Below are 16193 nucleotides of genomic sequence, written 5' to 3'. Positions count from 1 at the left end.
TATGAAAGCAGCCTAATATAGGTGCTTTTTTTGCTTTATATCAAGAAAAATAGTTACAATAAAATTTTAAATTTCTAATTCAGCTGCGGATTATATCTAAAATCTAATTCTCGCACAGCCTGCCGAGGGTGCCATATGAGATTTTAAAGGTTTATAAGGATAGCTACCTTTTACAGAAATATCTTCTGTTTCTTCTATTTGTACAATGCTATTTATTTTATCTTTTATTTTATTCACATATTCTAATATCTTTACATTATCTTCTTCATCAGGCCTATTAGTCGCAATATTCTTATTTTGACAATGTTCTCCAATAATTGCAGCTCCAGAAATAACCTTCATATTTAATTTCTTTAAACCTGCTGTTAATTCTAATAACGCATCCCCGTAATCTCTATTTCCATAGCTTACTATTGCAATAGTTGGGGTATTATTCCCTTCAATACTTTTAAATATTTCGTTACAAACCACTGGTAATCTATCAGCATATACTGGAAACCCTATTACAACTAATTCATCCTTACTAAATTTCATTTTCTTATTCCTTGATTCCACTAAGGTTAAATCAATTTCCTCTACATCATAGCTTCCTATATTCCTTGCTATTTTGTTTACTATCTTTTTAGTAGCACCATTAGGTGAAAAATAAATCACTGACACTTTCTTTATATCCATTTATGCGTCTCCTTAATTAATGACGTTTCATTATATTTATAATTAGTATGAACCATCTAGTTTTACCCTATTTAATATAACATATACAGAAGTTTTAATATTTCAATTCGACATAAACCGCTATAAACCACCAGATACCACCAGATACCAGGTTACATACTAGTTAAAACATAGGCTCAGAAAGTAGTTTCCCTGCAACGTAACGTTTTGTTATATTTCTATCATCTCCACAGTATATGAATCTTTGGAGGCGCTCCTCAATACTTCTAAAATCCCTATCACCAAGGTTCTCATCATCTATTACAAGCGCATCTAGTGAGTATCCATCCTCAAAAGACCCCACCTTACCAAAGAATTCTCCGCCACCTTTTGTTCCCATATAGAAAGCTTCAGGCATTGTAAGACACCGTTCAACCCTTCCACTATTAACCCAATTTATCTTCGAAGTTTGAACAGCACAGTTCATTACCTTATATATACCTATCTGATGACCTGCACCTATATCTGTTCCAAGTCCAACCCTTATTCCCGCATCAATGAATCTCCTTGCTGGCATTATGCCTGATGACAAATTGTAATTAGCATTCGGGCAATGTGCTATAAAGCTGTTTCTTTTAGCTAGTAGCTCTATTTCTTCTGGGGTACTGTATACCGCATGAGCCATAATCGTATTTTCAGTCAGAAGATTCATTCCTTCATATACGCCAGCATATGAACCATATTCTGGATGGAGTTCTTTCACCCATTGGATCTCATCCTCATTCTCAGAAAGATGACTTTGCACTTTAATATTGTATTTTTCAGAAAGTTTGGCAAGACCCTTCATGAGTTTTACTGAACATGATGGAACGAACCTTGGAGTTATTATAGGCGCTACAAGATTATATTTGTCCTTTGTAGCCAATATCCATTCTTCAGTAGATGCTAGTGATTCCTCAGTTGCCTCTACATAATAATCAGGCGAATTTCTATCCATATTAACCTTTCCAACATAAGCCCCAATACCTGCCCTATTTAAGACATCCATTAAAATTTCAGTACCATTTCTGTGAATTGTAGAGAAAAGTACAGCACGGGTGGTTCCATTTCTCCACAATTCCTTTGCAAGATTTGTGTAAAGCCTCTTGGCATATTCTTCATTGCTATATTTTGTTTCTTCTGGAAACGTATACTTGTCAAGCCATTGCAGTAGTTCTTCATCTAGGCCAATACCTATGTTCTGAAACTGTGGAGCATGAAGGTGCATATCTACGAATCCAGGAATTATTAGTGAATTACCAAAGTTATCAACTTCGATCCCCTTTAAGTTGCTTGGAAGTTCTTTGAATATTCCTATAACTATTCCATCAGACTCTACAAGATAGCTGTTTTCATAGACTTCAAATTTTTCACTGGTAGCAGTAAAAATTATATTGCCTTTAAGTGCTTTCATAATTATCCTCCCTTGTATTTTAAAATTTTCTTAATATAGCTTAAGCTATTACTAATTTTTAATTTCATGCTTGATATAAAATGCATAAAAAAACAGGTTGCTAAGTTAAATGACTATAGAATAATTATAGCTAGATTAAGCATAGCTTCAATTTATTCTTGTAGTCAGGTAATTTATAGCAACCTGGTAGAGACTATTAGACCATATTTCTAATATATACAAGATAATATTTAATTGTTATCTTTATTTTACATCTTTACACATTAATTAGATACCATTATCATTTAAAAAATCTTTTAATAAATTCATGCATACAGTTTTCCTATATTCTTTTGAAACTCTCCCAGCGCTTGGGTTCATTGCATTTTCATATAAATTTAGGTAATTGTCCTTTAATCCCTTAGCTTCACCAATAGTTTTTCCTATAAGCATCTCATCAAGTTCAGAATGTCTAACTATAGTAGGTTCTATTGCTCCAAAAGCAGTTGCTACATGAGTAATTACTCCATTTTCTTCATTGAAAAGTGCTGCAAATCCCACTCTAGTAATTGCTAGTGCCTTTCTAGCACCTATCTTCTTGTAATAGTAATTTTCAAGATATTTTTTAGGTATTAAAAATTCAACAATGAGTTCCCCTTCTCTTAGGTCAAGCTGTTTTCTTTGCTTATAAAAATCTTTAATATTAATTGTTCTCTCAGCATCAGCACTCTTTAGCCTAATTAGTGAGTCCGTAACGTATAATACCAAAGCTGAATCAGCCTTTGCAGATCCATTTCCTATATTTCCGCCTATAGTTCCGAAATTTCTTACAGCAGGACCAGCAAGCTGTGACATTGCATCCTTTAAAATTTGAGGTGCAATATCCGATTCCTCTATTTCAGTGAAAGTACACTGTGAGCCAATTCTGATATAGTCAGAATCTGATTTTATTATCTTAAGCTCATCTATCTTATTCAAAAATAGATAGCTTTCACCCTCGCCACCTTCAAGCATAAGGTCAGTTCCTCCACTGTAAGGCTTAACCTTTTCATCCCTCATTACTTCCAGGGCCTCATCTAATGTTTCTGGCAAGAATCCATTATTTAATTTTACCATAATCCTTCACCTTCTTTTGCTGCTATTCCTATAGCTTTAACTATGGAGTTATATCCTGTGCAACGGCATAAATTTCCGGATATTCCACGCCTTATTTCTTCTTCCGTTGGATGTGGAGTCACTGCAAGTATACACTCTGTTGCAAGTACCATACCTGGTATACAAAATCCACATTGTACCGCTGAAACATCGCCATAAGCTTTATCAATAACCTTAAACCTCTCAGTATTACTAAAGCCCTCTATGGTTACAACATCACTTCCATGAATACTTCCCATTGCTATCATACATGAATTAGCAAGTCTTCCATCGATGATAACAGAGCAAGCTCCACATTCACCTTCCTTGCAACCACACTTTACTCCTGTAAGTTTATAGGTTTCTCTAAGTATATCTAAGAGCCTGCCTTTTGCACTGCCCTCATATTGAACATTTTTTCCATTAAGTTTGAACTCAATATATTTCATGAGCATACCTTCCTCTCTATTTTAATATGATTTCCCACATGTAATTACATATACCTAGTCCTCTTTTGAGGATATTGCTCTTAGTGTATCTTCTACTGTAAATGGAATATGATTAACCTTCTTACCTAAAATCTGTTCCACAGCCTCTATATATGCTGCAGCAGTTCCTACATTTGGAAGTTCTCCTGCACACTTAGCTCCATAAGGTCCATATGGATATTCGTTAACATGCATCTGAACTTTAATAACTGGAACATCCATAGCAGTTGGTATGATATAATCGCTAAGGCTGTTATTTCTAATAAGGCCTTTATTATCATGATCCATAAATTCCATTGACGAATAACCAATGCCTTGAAGCATTCCACCCTCCATTTGTCCTACTACTATATTCATGTCGATAGGAGTTCCTACATCAAAAGATCCATATGCTCCTATAACATTGTGCTGTCCTGTTAACATATCAATTTCAAGCTCTACCGCCTGAACTGACCAAGCATAGGTTGGATAAGCATCTCCATGGAAATTATCAAGTGAGAAGGGTATAATATACTCTGGTTGCTTGTAGCGCTCCTCAATGATTTGCTCCTGTCCGTCCTTCCATTCATTTTTAAGGCGAACTGTGGCACGGCGAATAAGTTCTCCAACTATCATAAGTGATCTTGATGCAACAGTTGGGCCAGAGTCCGGAACTTTATCAGTATCTGGGTCACGTACTATTATTTGCTCATATGGAATTCCCAGCTCTTTGCCTGCTATTTTTGCAAAAGTTGTGTGTAGTCCTTGCCCCATATCAGTATTTGAAGTGAGAATTTCCACAGTACCGTCTTTATATTTTTTAACCTTTAGTACTGCTTTTATTAAGTCTCTTTCTCCAGAACCTGTGAAACCTGCTCCATGAAATGCAAGTTGCATTCCTATTCCACGTCGTAATCTTCCAGTTTGTGGTTTGTCATAAAGTTCTTTTTTCTTCTTGTAATCACAAAGAGTATCCACCTCTTTAATCATCTCATTCAGTGGTACGTGGAAATGATACTTTCCGTTAGTTGATGTATTATCTCCTTGCTTTGCAATATGCTCTTGTTTAAATTCTAAACTATTTCTTCCTTCGCCTTTTGCTACATGACTCATAAAGAGATCCATATCAAAGAACACCTGTGGTGCTCCAAATCCCCTGTAAGCTCCTTTAGGAACTGTGTTTGTTTTATTAGCCCTGCCATGAACCCTTAGATTTTCTATATTGTAAACTCCAGTAGCACATATTGTTCCACGCTGAAGTACTACCGCTGAAAGTGTTGAATATGCACCTGCGTCATATATTATATCAATATCAACTGCAGTGATTTTTCCATCTTTAATAGCTGCCCTATACCTTGCAGTTGACGGATGTCTCTTGCTAGTTGATGTAATATCTTCTCTTCTATCAAATATAACTCTTACTGGTTTTTTAGCTTTCATACTTGCTACTGCCACCTGACAAGCAAGTATTGATGGATAATCTTCCTTTCCACCGAAAGCTCCACCAGTAACATCTCCCTTAATCTGAACCTTGTCCCTTTCAAGTCCCGTTGCAAGTCTCACTGCCCCATGAACATAATATGGACATTGCATGGATCCCCTAACAGTAATTTTACCATCATGATAATCTGCAATCATTCCATTAGTTTCAAGATACAATTGTTCACCATAACCTGTATTTAAAATTTCATCATACACTTTGTCAGCATTTTCAAAGCACCCATCCACATCACCTTTTCCATGATTGTACTCAAAAAAAGCAACTCCTGATTTAGTCATATCTAAAATAGCAGGAAGCTGCTCATAATCCACAACTATTTTTGTTACAATTTTCTCTGTAGTTTTTTCATCTGGTCCTACCACCATGAGAATTGGGTCTCCAATGTATTTCACAGTATCTATAGCGAATACTGGCATATCCTCCAGTACTATATGAACCTTATTTTCACCAGGAACATCATCCTTGCTAACTATCAGGTATCCATCTGGCAATTCTGGCAAAGTAATGCTTTTTATTTTAGCATGAGCCACTATTGATCTCAAAAACTTACCGTGAAGAATGCCATCTGTAGAAGCATCTGCTACATACTCGGCCACACCTAATATCTTTTTTGAATGATCTTTTTTACGAACTGAATTCCCTATATTATCCATAATGCCCTCCTTATTTTGATAAGTTTTTAAATATATTTGCATAACTTTATTTGTTAAATTTCTTTTTTTCCCCAGAAATTGTAAAATGGTATTTCTTAATTCTCTAAATAACGAAATCAGATAACGTCCTTATCTTGTTCATCTTAATTCGATTATATAATATCGTTTTCATCTTCTACTTAGTTCGATTATATGGTATCATTTTGTAAATTTCAAATACTTCTTAAGAAGTATTTGAAAGAGTACCTATATATGTAGGATAATTTCCTTATGAAATATCATTAATTTATTTTCTATAAAGCTGGTAATTACCAATGCAGCTATCCATAACCATCGCAGTTACATAATTAACAAAAAAATACAATGCATAAAATTTACATTTTATGCATTGTACTATATATCATTGGATGTTTTGTCTTCAAAGTACTTTTTGAATTGCTCCCAAGTATACTTTGTTACCGCACTATAGAACTGATCATAATTCTCCATAAACTCGCGGCCCCCATGGCTAAGGCGTGTTCTTCCTTCTCTTGCGCCTCCACGTCTTCGCAGTACTATTTCATACCCAAGATTTTTTTCAAGTTCATTAATCATATCCCAAGCTTTACTTAAGGATAAAGACATCCTTTTACAAGCTCCATTAACAGAATTATTGTCGTCTATAAGCTCAAGCAGAAGTCTTAATCTAGAATCAAGAAAAACCTTTTCTTTCCTTATATTTATAGTTAAAGCTGGTTGAAACAAACTATCATTGTGCGACGGTAGGAGTCCTTGAAGTTCATCCTTATCATTAATTGAACATGTAACTCCTCTATCGTTAACATTAAGCCAAGTTATAGAAGCACCCAAGGAATCAACTGCTCCCCTAAGTCCCTTCTCACCATCATAGGAAAGAATACTAGGAATATGTAAGCTATCAATAAGCAATGGATGTCCGCCATGCATATTATATGATGGAATAATGATTTCACCCTTTGTTTCAATCATTTCTAGCACTGTCTTATAATTAAACATAGGCACATTTACAGGTGTTAATAAAACTCTATTACATTTACCTTGAAGATATTTAAGTCCAATCTTGTAAGAATCAATAAGTGGAGGATTCTCATAATCCTTGTTTATAATAAAAATAGCATCTTCCCGTGCAAGATCTGACTTTATTTCTGGTTCTTCAAAGCCTGTAATTACCACAATAGGCCATATACCAGCCTTTTTATATGTAAGTACTATTCTTTGAATTAAAGAAATTGAACCAACCTTTTTCATTGGATAAGCTATGCTTCTGTTGGCAGCAGCAATTATCCCTCCAACTTCTCTCACACTATCACCTCATTAAAAGATTCTTGATATCTCCTTATATTCTACACTATTATTTATAATAATCAAAGCGATGCCATATGAAAAACCGTGATAACTTCATAACAAAACAAATTGCTCAATTTATTCTGTCAGTTCCTTCCTCGTAGCAGTTTTCTTTATTTTTTGCAAACTAATTTAATTCTTGTAGTTTTCATTATTATAAAATAATATCTACATAAAGAAATTAAGCAAACGATATTTCAAAAAAATTACTGATAAAGTATCATACAAGATGATTTGAATTGGATTAAAATACAATTTTGAGGGAATAATATTTATAGATATATTAAAAATAAGGTGGGTGTAAAATGAATGATATCATTAAAAACATTGATGTTATAGAAAAGAACTTAGAGTATTTCACTGAAAATCATAGTGAAATTTATGATGCCTATTCCAATTATGGTAGGTTAGTTCATGAAAAAGGTGGTCCCTTAGATGCGAAAACTCGTTGGCTTATCAAAGTAGCTCTATCCACAGATAGCCAATATGAATATGCCTTAAGAACCCATATTTTAAAAGCCCTAGAAAGTGGATGTACAAAAGAAGAAATTGAGCATGCAATGCTTCTAGTAGCACCAACCTCAGGCTTTCCTAAAATGATGAAGGGAATTCTAATATTAAGAAATATTATTGACAAAACAGAATAATTAGCCGGGCCTGATTTCATTAACTAAAAAATAACAAAAAAAATTTTTTTTATTCTCATTAAAAAAAAAGAAAAAGAGGCTATCTCTTCAAATGATTTTTAAATCATTTGATTTTGAGACAGCCCCCTCTAATAACTCCATTTTAAAGAAACATCCACTTAATTGGGATTGGTTCACAACCATCTTTTTTATCTTACTCTGCTAGCCTAATTTCTCTTTTAAATTTTTTTTCTTTTCTACAGCTAATGCAATAACGATTGAAATGACTAATCCTATCCAAACTGTTCCACATCCGATCATCATCATTAATACAGCACTTGTTGACATATGAATCCCTCCATTTAACCGTTTACTTTGGTGTGTTAATCTACCATGTTATTAATTAATGTTGAATCTACCTTTTGAGCGCTTATAGTCCATTTTTTCTTATAGAACACAACGGATGCACCAATCATTATAACTACAATTCCCCAGCCAAATATGATGTTAGATGCTATTCCCACCATATCTTTACTAAACAAATCAGTAATTAAGTTGACTACATTTGTTACAACAACTGCTCCTAATAATAAAGGTGTAAAGTATTTCAATAGATAATCCCACCATTTTCCAACCTTAAAATCTGAATATGCATTTGCTTCTTCTCGAAGCTTACTAGTTCCATAAATATAGCTAATTAAAATTACTTCTACAAGGCCGAGTCCAGCAATTACGATATTTCCTACATAAGCATCTACTATATCTAAAATATAGTTAAATCCTGCATAACTTGCAAAGCATGCACTACCGCAGAAGCCAACAATGGAAATAATTGAAACAAGCTTTTCTCTAGAGATATCAAATTTATCTAATGCTGCGGTTGCAAACGATTCTAACATTGAAATACTAGATGATATACCTGCAATAAATAGGCAAAAGAAGAATACAAAACCTAATATACCTTGTATAAATACATTTGTTGACATTGTTGAAATAGCAATTGGGAATGCGAGAAATGCAACACCTGCGCCTGTGCCAAATGATGTAAATTCTATACCAGTACTACTTACTAAGTAACCTAGTGTTGAAAATACTAATACTCCCGCAATAAGGTCAAAACTTGAATTTGCCAAGACTGTAATAATCGCACTGTTCACAACGTCTGCTTTATCATCTAAGTATGAACCATATGCAATCATAACACCTACAGCTAAAGTTGTTGAGAAAAACACTTGTGCGTAAGCTGAAACCCAAATACTTGGATTTAGAATTTTTGAAAAATCCGGTTTAAATAGTGCTTCCAGCCCTATTGATGCACCTTTTAAACGAACTGCATTAATCATGAATACAATCATTAATACCATTAACATGGGTGTAAAAACAGTTGACATTTTTTCTATTCCACCAGAAATACCCTTTTTAACAATAAGCCAGTTACAAATCCAAACTACAATAACTGCAATTAAGATATAAATACTCATACCAGCTCCTAAATCTAATGCACTTTTCGCACTACCTGTTACCATGCCCATAATAGGTCCTGGATCTGAGAGCCAGTTCATAAAACCAAATGCATGCCCTAATGAAAAAAACATGAAGACAAGAGATACAGCAATAATTGCAGAGTAATAAGTCATAACAACAATAGGTACCATTACTTGTATCCATCCAACAATTTCTAATTTCTTTTTTAATGTTGAAAATGCCTTTACCGATCCACCACGAACTTTTCTACCAAAAGCATACTCCATAATCATTAAGGGTATAGCGCAGGTGATTAATGCTACAAAATAAGGTAAAAGAAATGCTCCTCCACCATTTTTATAAGCCTGGAATGGAAATCTCCATAAATTACCAAGTCCTATTGCAGCACCTGCTGCCGCCATAATAAAACCTTTTCTACTTTTCCAATTTTCTCTCATCGACAGTTTCCTCCTTCAAAATATAATAATAATAATATTTCACCATTAGCTGAGGATTAATTCTTAACAGTTTCGGAGTTAACAATAACCTCAGAGGTTATTGTCATAACCTCTGAGGTTATAACAGAAACTAAGTTCCTGTTTGTCATTTTTTATTTTTCTACTGGTTCAAGGCTTGCTTGGAAGTGTCTAAGAACAGATGGCTCCCATGTAATTCTATAGCCTTTTATTTCACTTGCTCTTGCTTTAATTGCGATCAAAGCATCGGCCATAATATCAACATGTGATTGAGTATAAACACGACGCGGAATTGCGAATCGTGTAAATTCAAATTCTGATTCTATTTGTTTTCCTGTATCTGGATCATTTCCCATCATATAAGATCCAATATCACATGCACGAATTCCAGCTTCTATATAAAGTTCAATTGCAAGGGCTTGTCCAGGGAATTCATAGTATGGAATTTGAGGTAGCAATGCTTTTGCATCTACAAACACACCGTGTCCTCCTACTGGTGACTGGTATGAAACTCCTGCTTCATCAAGTCTTGCTGCAAGATATTCCATTTGTCCATTACGATATTTTAAGTATTCTTCATCAAGACCTTCATAAAGTCCAATTGCTAAACACTCAAGATCACGGCCTGAAAGACCACCATAAGAAATAAAGCCTTCAAATAAAATTGTACGTGCTTTACAAAGCATTACTAATTCTTCATCATCTTTAATACCAATTAATCCACCCATATTGACAATTGTGTCTTTCTTAGCACTCATTGTAAACATATCTGCATAACTAAACATTTCTTTTACAATTTCTTTAATAGATTTATTTGCGTAAGCTTCTTCTCTTAATTTTACAAAATAAGCATTTTCTGCATAACGTGCAGCATCAATACAGAACTTGATACCATATTTTTTACAAACCTTTGATGTTTCTCTTACATTTTCCATAGAAACTGGCTGACCACCTGCTGAATTGTTTGTTATTGTCATAACAACAACACCAACCTTATCAGCACCATACTCCTTAATTAAAGATTCTAATTTTTCAACATTCATATTCCCTTTAAAAGGAGCTCTTTCTGATGGAATTTTAGCCACTTCAACAACACAATCAATCGCTCTTGCACCTGTTGCTTCTACGTGCGCTCTTGTTGTATCAAAGTGAGTATTTGAAATAGAATATTTACCTTTTTCTAGCAATAATCCAAACATAACCTTTTCTGCTGCACGGCCTTGATGGACTGGTTGGATATATTTATAACCAAAAATATCTTGTCCTGCTTCTACAAGTTTAAAGTAACTTGATGAACCAGCATAGGCTTCGTCACCTCTCATGACTCCAGCCCACTGTTCTGAACTCATTGCATTTGTTCCACTATCTGTTAATAAGTCAATATAAACATCTTCTCCCCTAAGGTTAAACATATTGTATTTTGCCTCAGCAATCTTCTGTTTTCTTTCCTCACGTGTAAGCATCTTAATAGTCTCTACCATCTTAATTCTAAATGGTTCTGGTATGTATTTAGTTGTCATATTAAAACCCCCTTTTATTTAATATTATCACGATAATAAAGTATAGTCAACATATATTACCATATTTTACAAAATATATTTTATTTGCATTTATTCGGACTATATAATAGGTTATAAGCAGTCAAACTTACTCTATTTTACATCTTAATTAACAATAGTTTATTAGTGTAATAATAATTTATTACATATAGTATTTTTATTGTTATCGTGATAATATATAATATAGATTATAAATATCTGTATATGGATTTGATTATATAGCCTCCTCCTTTGCTAATTAACATATAATTGTAATGGTGATTTAAATATATCTCTTTTCCATTGCATACAACAATAATAAATACTGACACTAGGCTTTTTAAAGAGTTTCTTGCAAAGTTGTACTAAATATATAAGAGTAGGTGAAAAAAAACATGAATGATGTTATGTTAACTCAATATAGCATTCTCGTAGAATTTTTAGGAAAATCACTAGGCCCAGACTATGAGGTCGCTTTACACGATATTGGGCATGATACCAATGCCATAGTTGCCATTGCTAATGGTTATATTAGTGGGCGGACCATTGGAGATCCCATGACTAATTTTGGATTGAATATAATTTTAAATAAGCTTTACAAAAATAATAAATACAAAATTAACTATCACGGAATTTCTAAAGATCAACACATATTAAGATGCTCAACCATGTTTATCAAGGACACAAATGAAGAACTTGTGGGAATGCTATGTATTAACTTCGACGATAGAAAATTTGTAAATATCAGCGATCAAATATTAAAGCTTTGTCATCCCGATGAATTAATTGAGAAACGTTGTACCTACGAATCTATTGATTCTCTTTCAGATGATGAAATAGAAAAATTTTCTGGCTCTATTTCAGAAGTAACAGAAACTGTTTTAAATAAAATATTACTTGATAAGGACATCCCTATTGATCGATTGACACAAAATGAAAGGCTTAACGTTATTGATGTATTAAATCGAAAAGGTATTTTCTCTCTCAAAGGAGCAGTGAGCGAAGTAGCAAAAAAACTTCATTGTTCAGAGCCTAGTATCTATCGCTATCTCAGCAAACTAAATAAAGATAAGGATACTAAACAAACACAATTATAAAATTTACTAGAAAGAAAAGATAAAAGCCTTAAATTTTCAAGGCTTTTGTTATATCGTTATTCTTTGTGGACTTATGCCTTACATCAGCTGATTTAAGGTCTCAAAAATTATATTTCAACTAATTCTATCATTATTTATTATTGAAAAAATAAATGTATAAAATTAAGATTATAGAGTGAGGTATAAATAATGGGAACTAAGAATATTATTATAAGAAAATTCAAAAGTATGGATAGTTTAGAAATATGCAATATTATAAAAAGAAATTTGGTTGAAGTAAATAGCAAAGACTATCCAGAACATATTATTAATAATATGTGTAATCTATACGTACCTAATAACATGCTAGAAATAGCTAAAAAGCGTGATATATATGTTGCTGAATTAAATGGCAGGGTAATTGGTACTGCAAGTTTGGAAGATAATATTATTTGTACAGTTTTTGTAAATATCAATTATCATAAATGTGGTGTAGGAAGAAAACTAATATCTTATATAGAATATAAAGCTAAGAACAATTCAGTTAACCTAATACAAATACATTCTAGTTTGACATCACAGAACTTTTATTATGCATTAGGATACAAATATGTTGAAGAAATTGAAGTTCCTAATTTGGGAAGAAGTATTATAGTTGAAAAACAATTATTTTAAGTTAAAATAATATAGCAGTGATGTTCGCATTTATAAATTCCTTTCCAGTTACCGCTTTTAAATAATCTGGTAGCCTTTAAGAATACATATAAGCCCCATTTAAATTTATTTATCTGGGGTTTATTTTTGCCTTGTCATATTGTCCAGAATACACCTATAAAGTTAAAATTAAGATTACTGCGCTGTATACATTCTAATTATCCACTTTTTTATATTTTACAAATATTATGTATAAAAGTCAACATGGATATAACTAATATTCAGTATACAACTCATTGTAACATTTTTATTGTATAATAATATTATATACTAACAAATGAAGTAGTCATGGGATAAACTTAAGGATAAATTAAAAAATGTTTGCCTTTAAGGAGGGAATATGTATGTTTTGTTGGTGGATAATATTATTATTACTATTTGACGATAACAATAGTTCTTGTAGTAATAATCGTTGTAATAATAGAGATTCTTGCTGTAAAAACAACCGTCATAACGACAATTGTCGTAAAAATAAATGTGATTCTCATTTTAATAATGAGTGGTGTGATCAATGGTGTGATAAATGGTACGATCCTTGTTGTGAAAAAAAGCATAATGATCATAATTGTTGTTAAAAAGAATTATAATATATAAGCAGAATTGATATTCAATTCTGCTTTTTTTTAATTCTTTTATCTGGTAAATACTAATTTTGTATCAGATTATAGATATTCATTATAACTATATCCTTCTTCATCAAATTCCTTTAGTTCATTTGGTAAAACAATGTTAATGATCATTGGCAAAAACTAAGTTCTTTTAATAAAATATAACTTTGATTACATTAAATTATATTTTAATTGTATATTTTCAAAAAATAAAAGGCAATCACTATCAGAAAACTCAATAATGATTGCCTTTATAATTAGAAAAACTAATACTAAGATAACGTTAGACTGCGCAGATGCCGGGCGCACCAAAAACAAAATAAGAGCCCAAAGGCTCTTATTTATCTATAAAAAATTTTCCTATCTAATTCTCTTTTTTGAAATTATATCCACTATAAATATAATTACACCAATTACTAGTAAAATATGTATCAAACCGCCGCCAATACTAAATATTAATCCTAAAACCCAAAATAATACTACAACTGCACCTATAAAACTTAGAATTCCCATCTAGAACACAACCTTTCTTATATTAATTTACTATTATAAAAATAAATCTCTTAACTAAAAAATACCGAAAAATTTAAGTATTATTATTATTACAACAATTGCACCAATTAATGCTAACATACAATTCACACTCCTTGTTATTTTATAATCTATCGTCAATATTTAATATTACATTTTGATATTTTGTTCAAAATTATTTATTTTTTATTTTTATCAATCTCCTTGATCTTTCCTACAACCTTATCTTTTACATTTTCAACTTTATTATTTAAATTAGGCATATACACCTCCATTTTATCTAATATCGATATCAAACACATTTTACACTTAAAATTATAAAATTATTCCATATTTTAAAATGTTTGTCTATATCATACCATACATTTCTTACTTATTCAACATTTTTCGACATATTTACTGTAAATTGCTTTACCCTTATAAATTTTAAAGACTATTATTTGATTTTAACTATCGTTTCTATTTATAATGTAATGAAGATTTTCCACTAACTTTAGAATTAATCTCAGTGGTTGCTTTTTTCATTTTTGTATTCAACTGGAGAAATATAAAGTTCTCTTGCTAATGAAAATATTACATTATATTATATATATTAGAGATATAATTATTTGGAATGTTTTAACGTCTTTTAACTTATTAGTACAAATACTAGGAAATAATAAACGGGGATGTGTTTTAATGTCAAATAAAAAAAAGGCATTTAAAAAAATGAATAAAATTAGCGAAAATGTAGCCCATAACGATACTTTTAATTCAACAGCTGAATTCATGGCACGAGTGGGCTTTGCTACACGTGGTTTAATATTTTTCGTCATGGGAATATTGGCACTTCTTCTTGCATTTGGACGCGGCGGAAAGACAACAGATCAGCAAGGAGCCATAGCGATGATAGGAAAACAACCAGAAGGAAAGGTATTATTATGGCTTATTTTGATAGGACTTATTTGTTATTCCTCATGGGCATTAATACAAGTTATTATAAATCCTTTTAATAAAGAGAACGACACAAAGGGTATTTCTGCCAGGTTAGGATATTTATTTGGTGCAGTTTCCTACTCTTTTTTGGCCATACCCACATATGCTCTTCTCACTGGTGGATCCAAACCCGTTCATGTTGGTAAACAAGCTGCTAAAACCCAAAATTATGTATCAAAAATTCTTGATATGCCTTTTGGACAATGGATGATTCTTATAGTAGCAATAATCGTAATTTCAGTAGGCATTTTCCAAATATCCAAAGCATTTATGCCGCTATTCGGATCTCAACTCGACCTCATCAAACTGAATATATATCAATTAAAATGGGTTAAAGGCTTTGGTATGTTTGGTACCATTTCAAGAGGCTTTGTCATTACCTTAGTTGGTATCTTCTTAGTTATAGCTGCTTATACATCTGATTCTAATAATGCTAAGGGTTTTGACAGTGCTCTTATGTCTCTTTTGAATCAACCTTATGGCCGTTGGCTTATAGGCATTATCGCTTTAGGTTTGATGTCCTTTGGAATTTACGATTTATTAATCGCTATGTTTTTTAGATTAGCAATTAAAAATTAGTCACTACGTTCCAGTTTTTACAATATTGTCAGTACACACAAAAATAAAAAATCCAGTAGTAAACAGCAAATGCCTTCTACTGGATTTTATTTTAATTTTTTTCCATAGTAATTGATTATTATTTAGACCAGGTACAAATGTATTCCCACCCATTTGGTGTATTTATATTTTTTATTTCTTGCCACGTGCCTCTTAACCCAAGTTCATTTACAGATAACTCAAAATGGCATTTAGCTATACCAATGTCATTTTTTTGCATATCGTACCCACTTACTCCCATAGCCATCAACCTTATAATTCAATAATCTACCAAATAATAAAAATACACATTTAAGCTCAAATTGGTATTACTTGTTGATAATTATTTTTAGTTATAAGGGTTAATCGTAGATTTTGGCTATTC

Annotated in this window: 16 protein-coding genes and 1 riboswitch; of the genes, 5 read left to right on the top strand and 11 right to left on the bottom strand. The window is 32.2% G+C overall.

Going from position 1 to position 16193, the window contains the following annotated elements:
* Nucleotides 1-96 precede the first annotated feature (96 nt).
* From ACREVU_RS06795 to ACREVU_RS06770, 6 genes are all read right to left on the bottom strand, one after another.
* Entirely contained in the window at nucleotides 97-675 is a 579-nt protein-coding gene (locus ACREVU_RS06795) for a flavodoxin family protein (protein ID WP_431550864.1), read from the bottom strand.
* Nucleotides 676-838: 163 nt separating this feature from the next.
* On the bottom strand, nucleotides 839-2107 hold the full coding sequence (guaD, locus tag ACREVU_RS06790; protein WP_431550863.1) for a guanine deaminase: 1269 nt from the start codon (nucleotides 2105-2107) through the stop codon (nucleotides 839-841).
* A 141-nt stretch (nucleotides 2108-2248) separates the two neighbouring features.
* Nucleotides 2249-2349: riboswitch (purine riboswitch) on the bottom strand.
* 25 nt (nucleotides 2350-2374) lie between these two features.
* Nucleotides 2375-3202, bottom strand: coding sequence for an FAD binding domain-containing protein (locus ACREVU_RS06785; protein WP_431550862.1), 828 nt, complete (start codon nucleotides 3200-3202; stop codon nucleotides 2375-2377).
* On the bottom strand, nucleotides 3196-3669 hold the full coding sequence (locus ACREVU_RS06780) for a (2Fe-2S)-binding protein (protein WP_431550861.1): 474 nt from the start codon (nucleotides 3667-3669) through the stop codon (nucleotides 3196-3198). The genes ACREVU_RS06785 and ACREVU_RS06780 overlap by 7 nt, the downstream gene beginning before the upstream one ends.
* A gap of 54 nt (nucleotides 3670-3723) precedes the next feature.
* A complete protein-coding gene (locus ACREVU_RS06775; RefSeq protein WP_431550860.1) occupies nucleotides 3724-5841 on the bottom strand; it encodes a xanthine dehydrogenase family protein molybdopterin-binding subunit in 2118 nt (705 codons plus the stop codon).
* Nucleotides 5842-6234: 393 nt separating this feature from the next.
* Nucleotides 6235-7161 carry an NTP transferase domain-containing protein gene (locus tag ACREVU_RS06770; protein ID WP_431550859.1) on the bottom strand — a complete coding sequence of 309 codons (927 nt, stop codon included), beginning with the start codon at nucleotides 7159-7161 and terminating at the stop codon, nucleotides 6235-6237.
* Between the two features lie 347 nt (nucleotides 7162-7508).
* Between ACREVU_RS06770 and ACREVU_RS06765 the strand changes: the two genes are divergently transcribed.
* Nucleotides 7509-7850 carry a carboxymuconolactone decarboxylase family protein gene (locus ACREVU_RS06765; RefSeq protein WP_431550858.1) on the top strand — a complete coding sequence of 114 codons (342 nt, stop codon included), beginning with the start codon at nucleotides 7509-7511 and terminating at the stop codon, nucleotides 7848-7850.
* Nucleotides 7851-8051: 201 nt separating this feature from the next.
* On the opposite strand, the gene ACREVU_RS06760 is transcribed toward ACREVU_RS06765, so the two are convergent.
* From ACREVU_RS06760 to ACREVU_RS06750, 3 genes are all read right to left on the bottom strand, one after another.
* Nucleotides 8052-8177: a hypothetical protein gene (locus ACREVU_RS06760; protein WP_431550857.1), complete on the bottom strand. Its 126-nt coding sequence runs from the start codon at nucleotides 8175-8177 to the stop codon at nucleotides 8052-8054.
* A 35-nt stretch (nucleotides 8178-8212) separates the two neighbouring features.
* Nucleotides 8213-9751 (bottom strand): sodium-dependent transporter, encoded by a 1539-nt coding sequence (locus ACREVU_RS06755; RefSeq protein ID WP_431550856.1) that lies wholly within the window; start codon nucleotides 9749-9751, stop codon nucleotides 8213-8215.
* Nucleotides 9752-9903: 152 nt separating this feature from the next.
* A complete protein-coding gene (locus ACREVU_RS06750) occupies nucleotides 9904-11289 on the bottom strand; it encodes a tryptophanase (RefSeq protein WP_431550855.1) in 1386 nt (461 codons plus the stop codon).
* Between the two features lie 413 nt (nucleotides 11290-11702).
* Between ACREVU_RS06750 and ACREVU_RS06745 the strand changes: the two genes are divergently transcribed.
* From ACREVU_RS06745 to ACREVU_RS06735, 3 genes are all read left to right on the top strand, one after another.
* Complete coding sequence (locus ACREVU_RS06745) at nucleotides 11703-12404, top strand: helix-turn-helix transcriptional regulator (RefSeq protein ID WP_431550854.1); 702 nt, start codon at nucleotides 11703-11705, stop codon at nucleotides 12402-12404.
* A gap of 189 nt (nucleotides 12405-12593) precedes the next feature.
* Nucleotides 12594-13058, top strand: coding sequence for a GNAT family N-acetyltransferase (locus ACREVU_RS06740; protein WP_431550853.1), 465 nt, complete (start codon nucleotides 12594-12596; stop codon nucleotides 13056-13058).
* Nucleotides 13059-13441: 383 nt separating this feature from the next.
* Nucleotides 13442-13672, top strand: coding sequence for a hypothetical protein (locus tag ACREVU_RS06735; protein ID WP_431550852.1), 231 nt, complete (start codon nucleotides 13442-13444; stop codon nucleotides 13670-13672).
* 393 nt (nucleotides 13673-14065) lie between these two features.
* Here ACREVU_RS06735 and ACREVU_RS06730 read toward each other — a convergent pair whose 3' ends face one another.
* Nucleotides 14066-14218, bottom strand: coding sequence for a lmo0937 family membrane protein (locus ACREVU_RS06730; protein WP_431550851.1), 153 nt, complete (start codon nucleotides 14216-14218; stop codon nucleotides 14066-14068).
* Between the two features lie 696 nt (nucleotides 14219-14914).
* On the opposite strand from ACREVU_RS06730, the gene ACREVU_RS06725 reads away from it, so the two are divergent.
* Nucleotides 14915-15790, top strand: a complete 876-nt coding sequence (locus tag ACREVU_RS06725; RefSeq protein ID WP_431550850.1) for a DUF1206 domain-containing protein — start codon at nucleotides 14915-14917, stop codon at nucleotides 15788-15790.
* A gap of 118 nt (nucleotides 15791-15908) precedes the next feature.
* Here ACREVU_RS06725 and ACREVU_RS06720 read toward each other — a convergent pair whose 3' ends face one another.
* Nucleotides 15909-16049 (bottom strand): hypothetical protein, encoded by a 141-nt coding sequence (locus ACREVU_RS06720; RefSeq protein ID WP_431550849.1) that lies wholly within the window; start codon nucleotides 16047-16049, stop codon nucleotides 15909-15911.
* Nucleotides 16050-16193 lie beyond the last annotated feature (144 nt).

Source organism: Clostridium sp. (genome assembly GCF_050717535.1).
Classification (GTDB): Bacteria; Bacillota; Clostridia; order Clostridiales; family Clostridiaceae; genus Clostridium_AD.
This window is presented reverse-complemented; position numbering and strand designations above follow the sequence as displayed.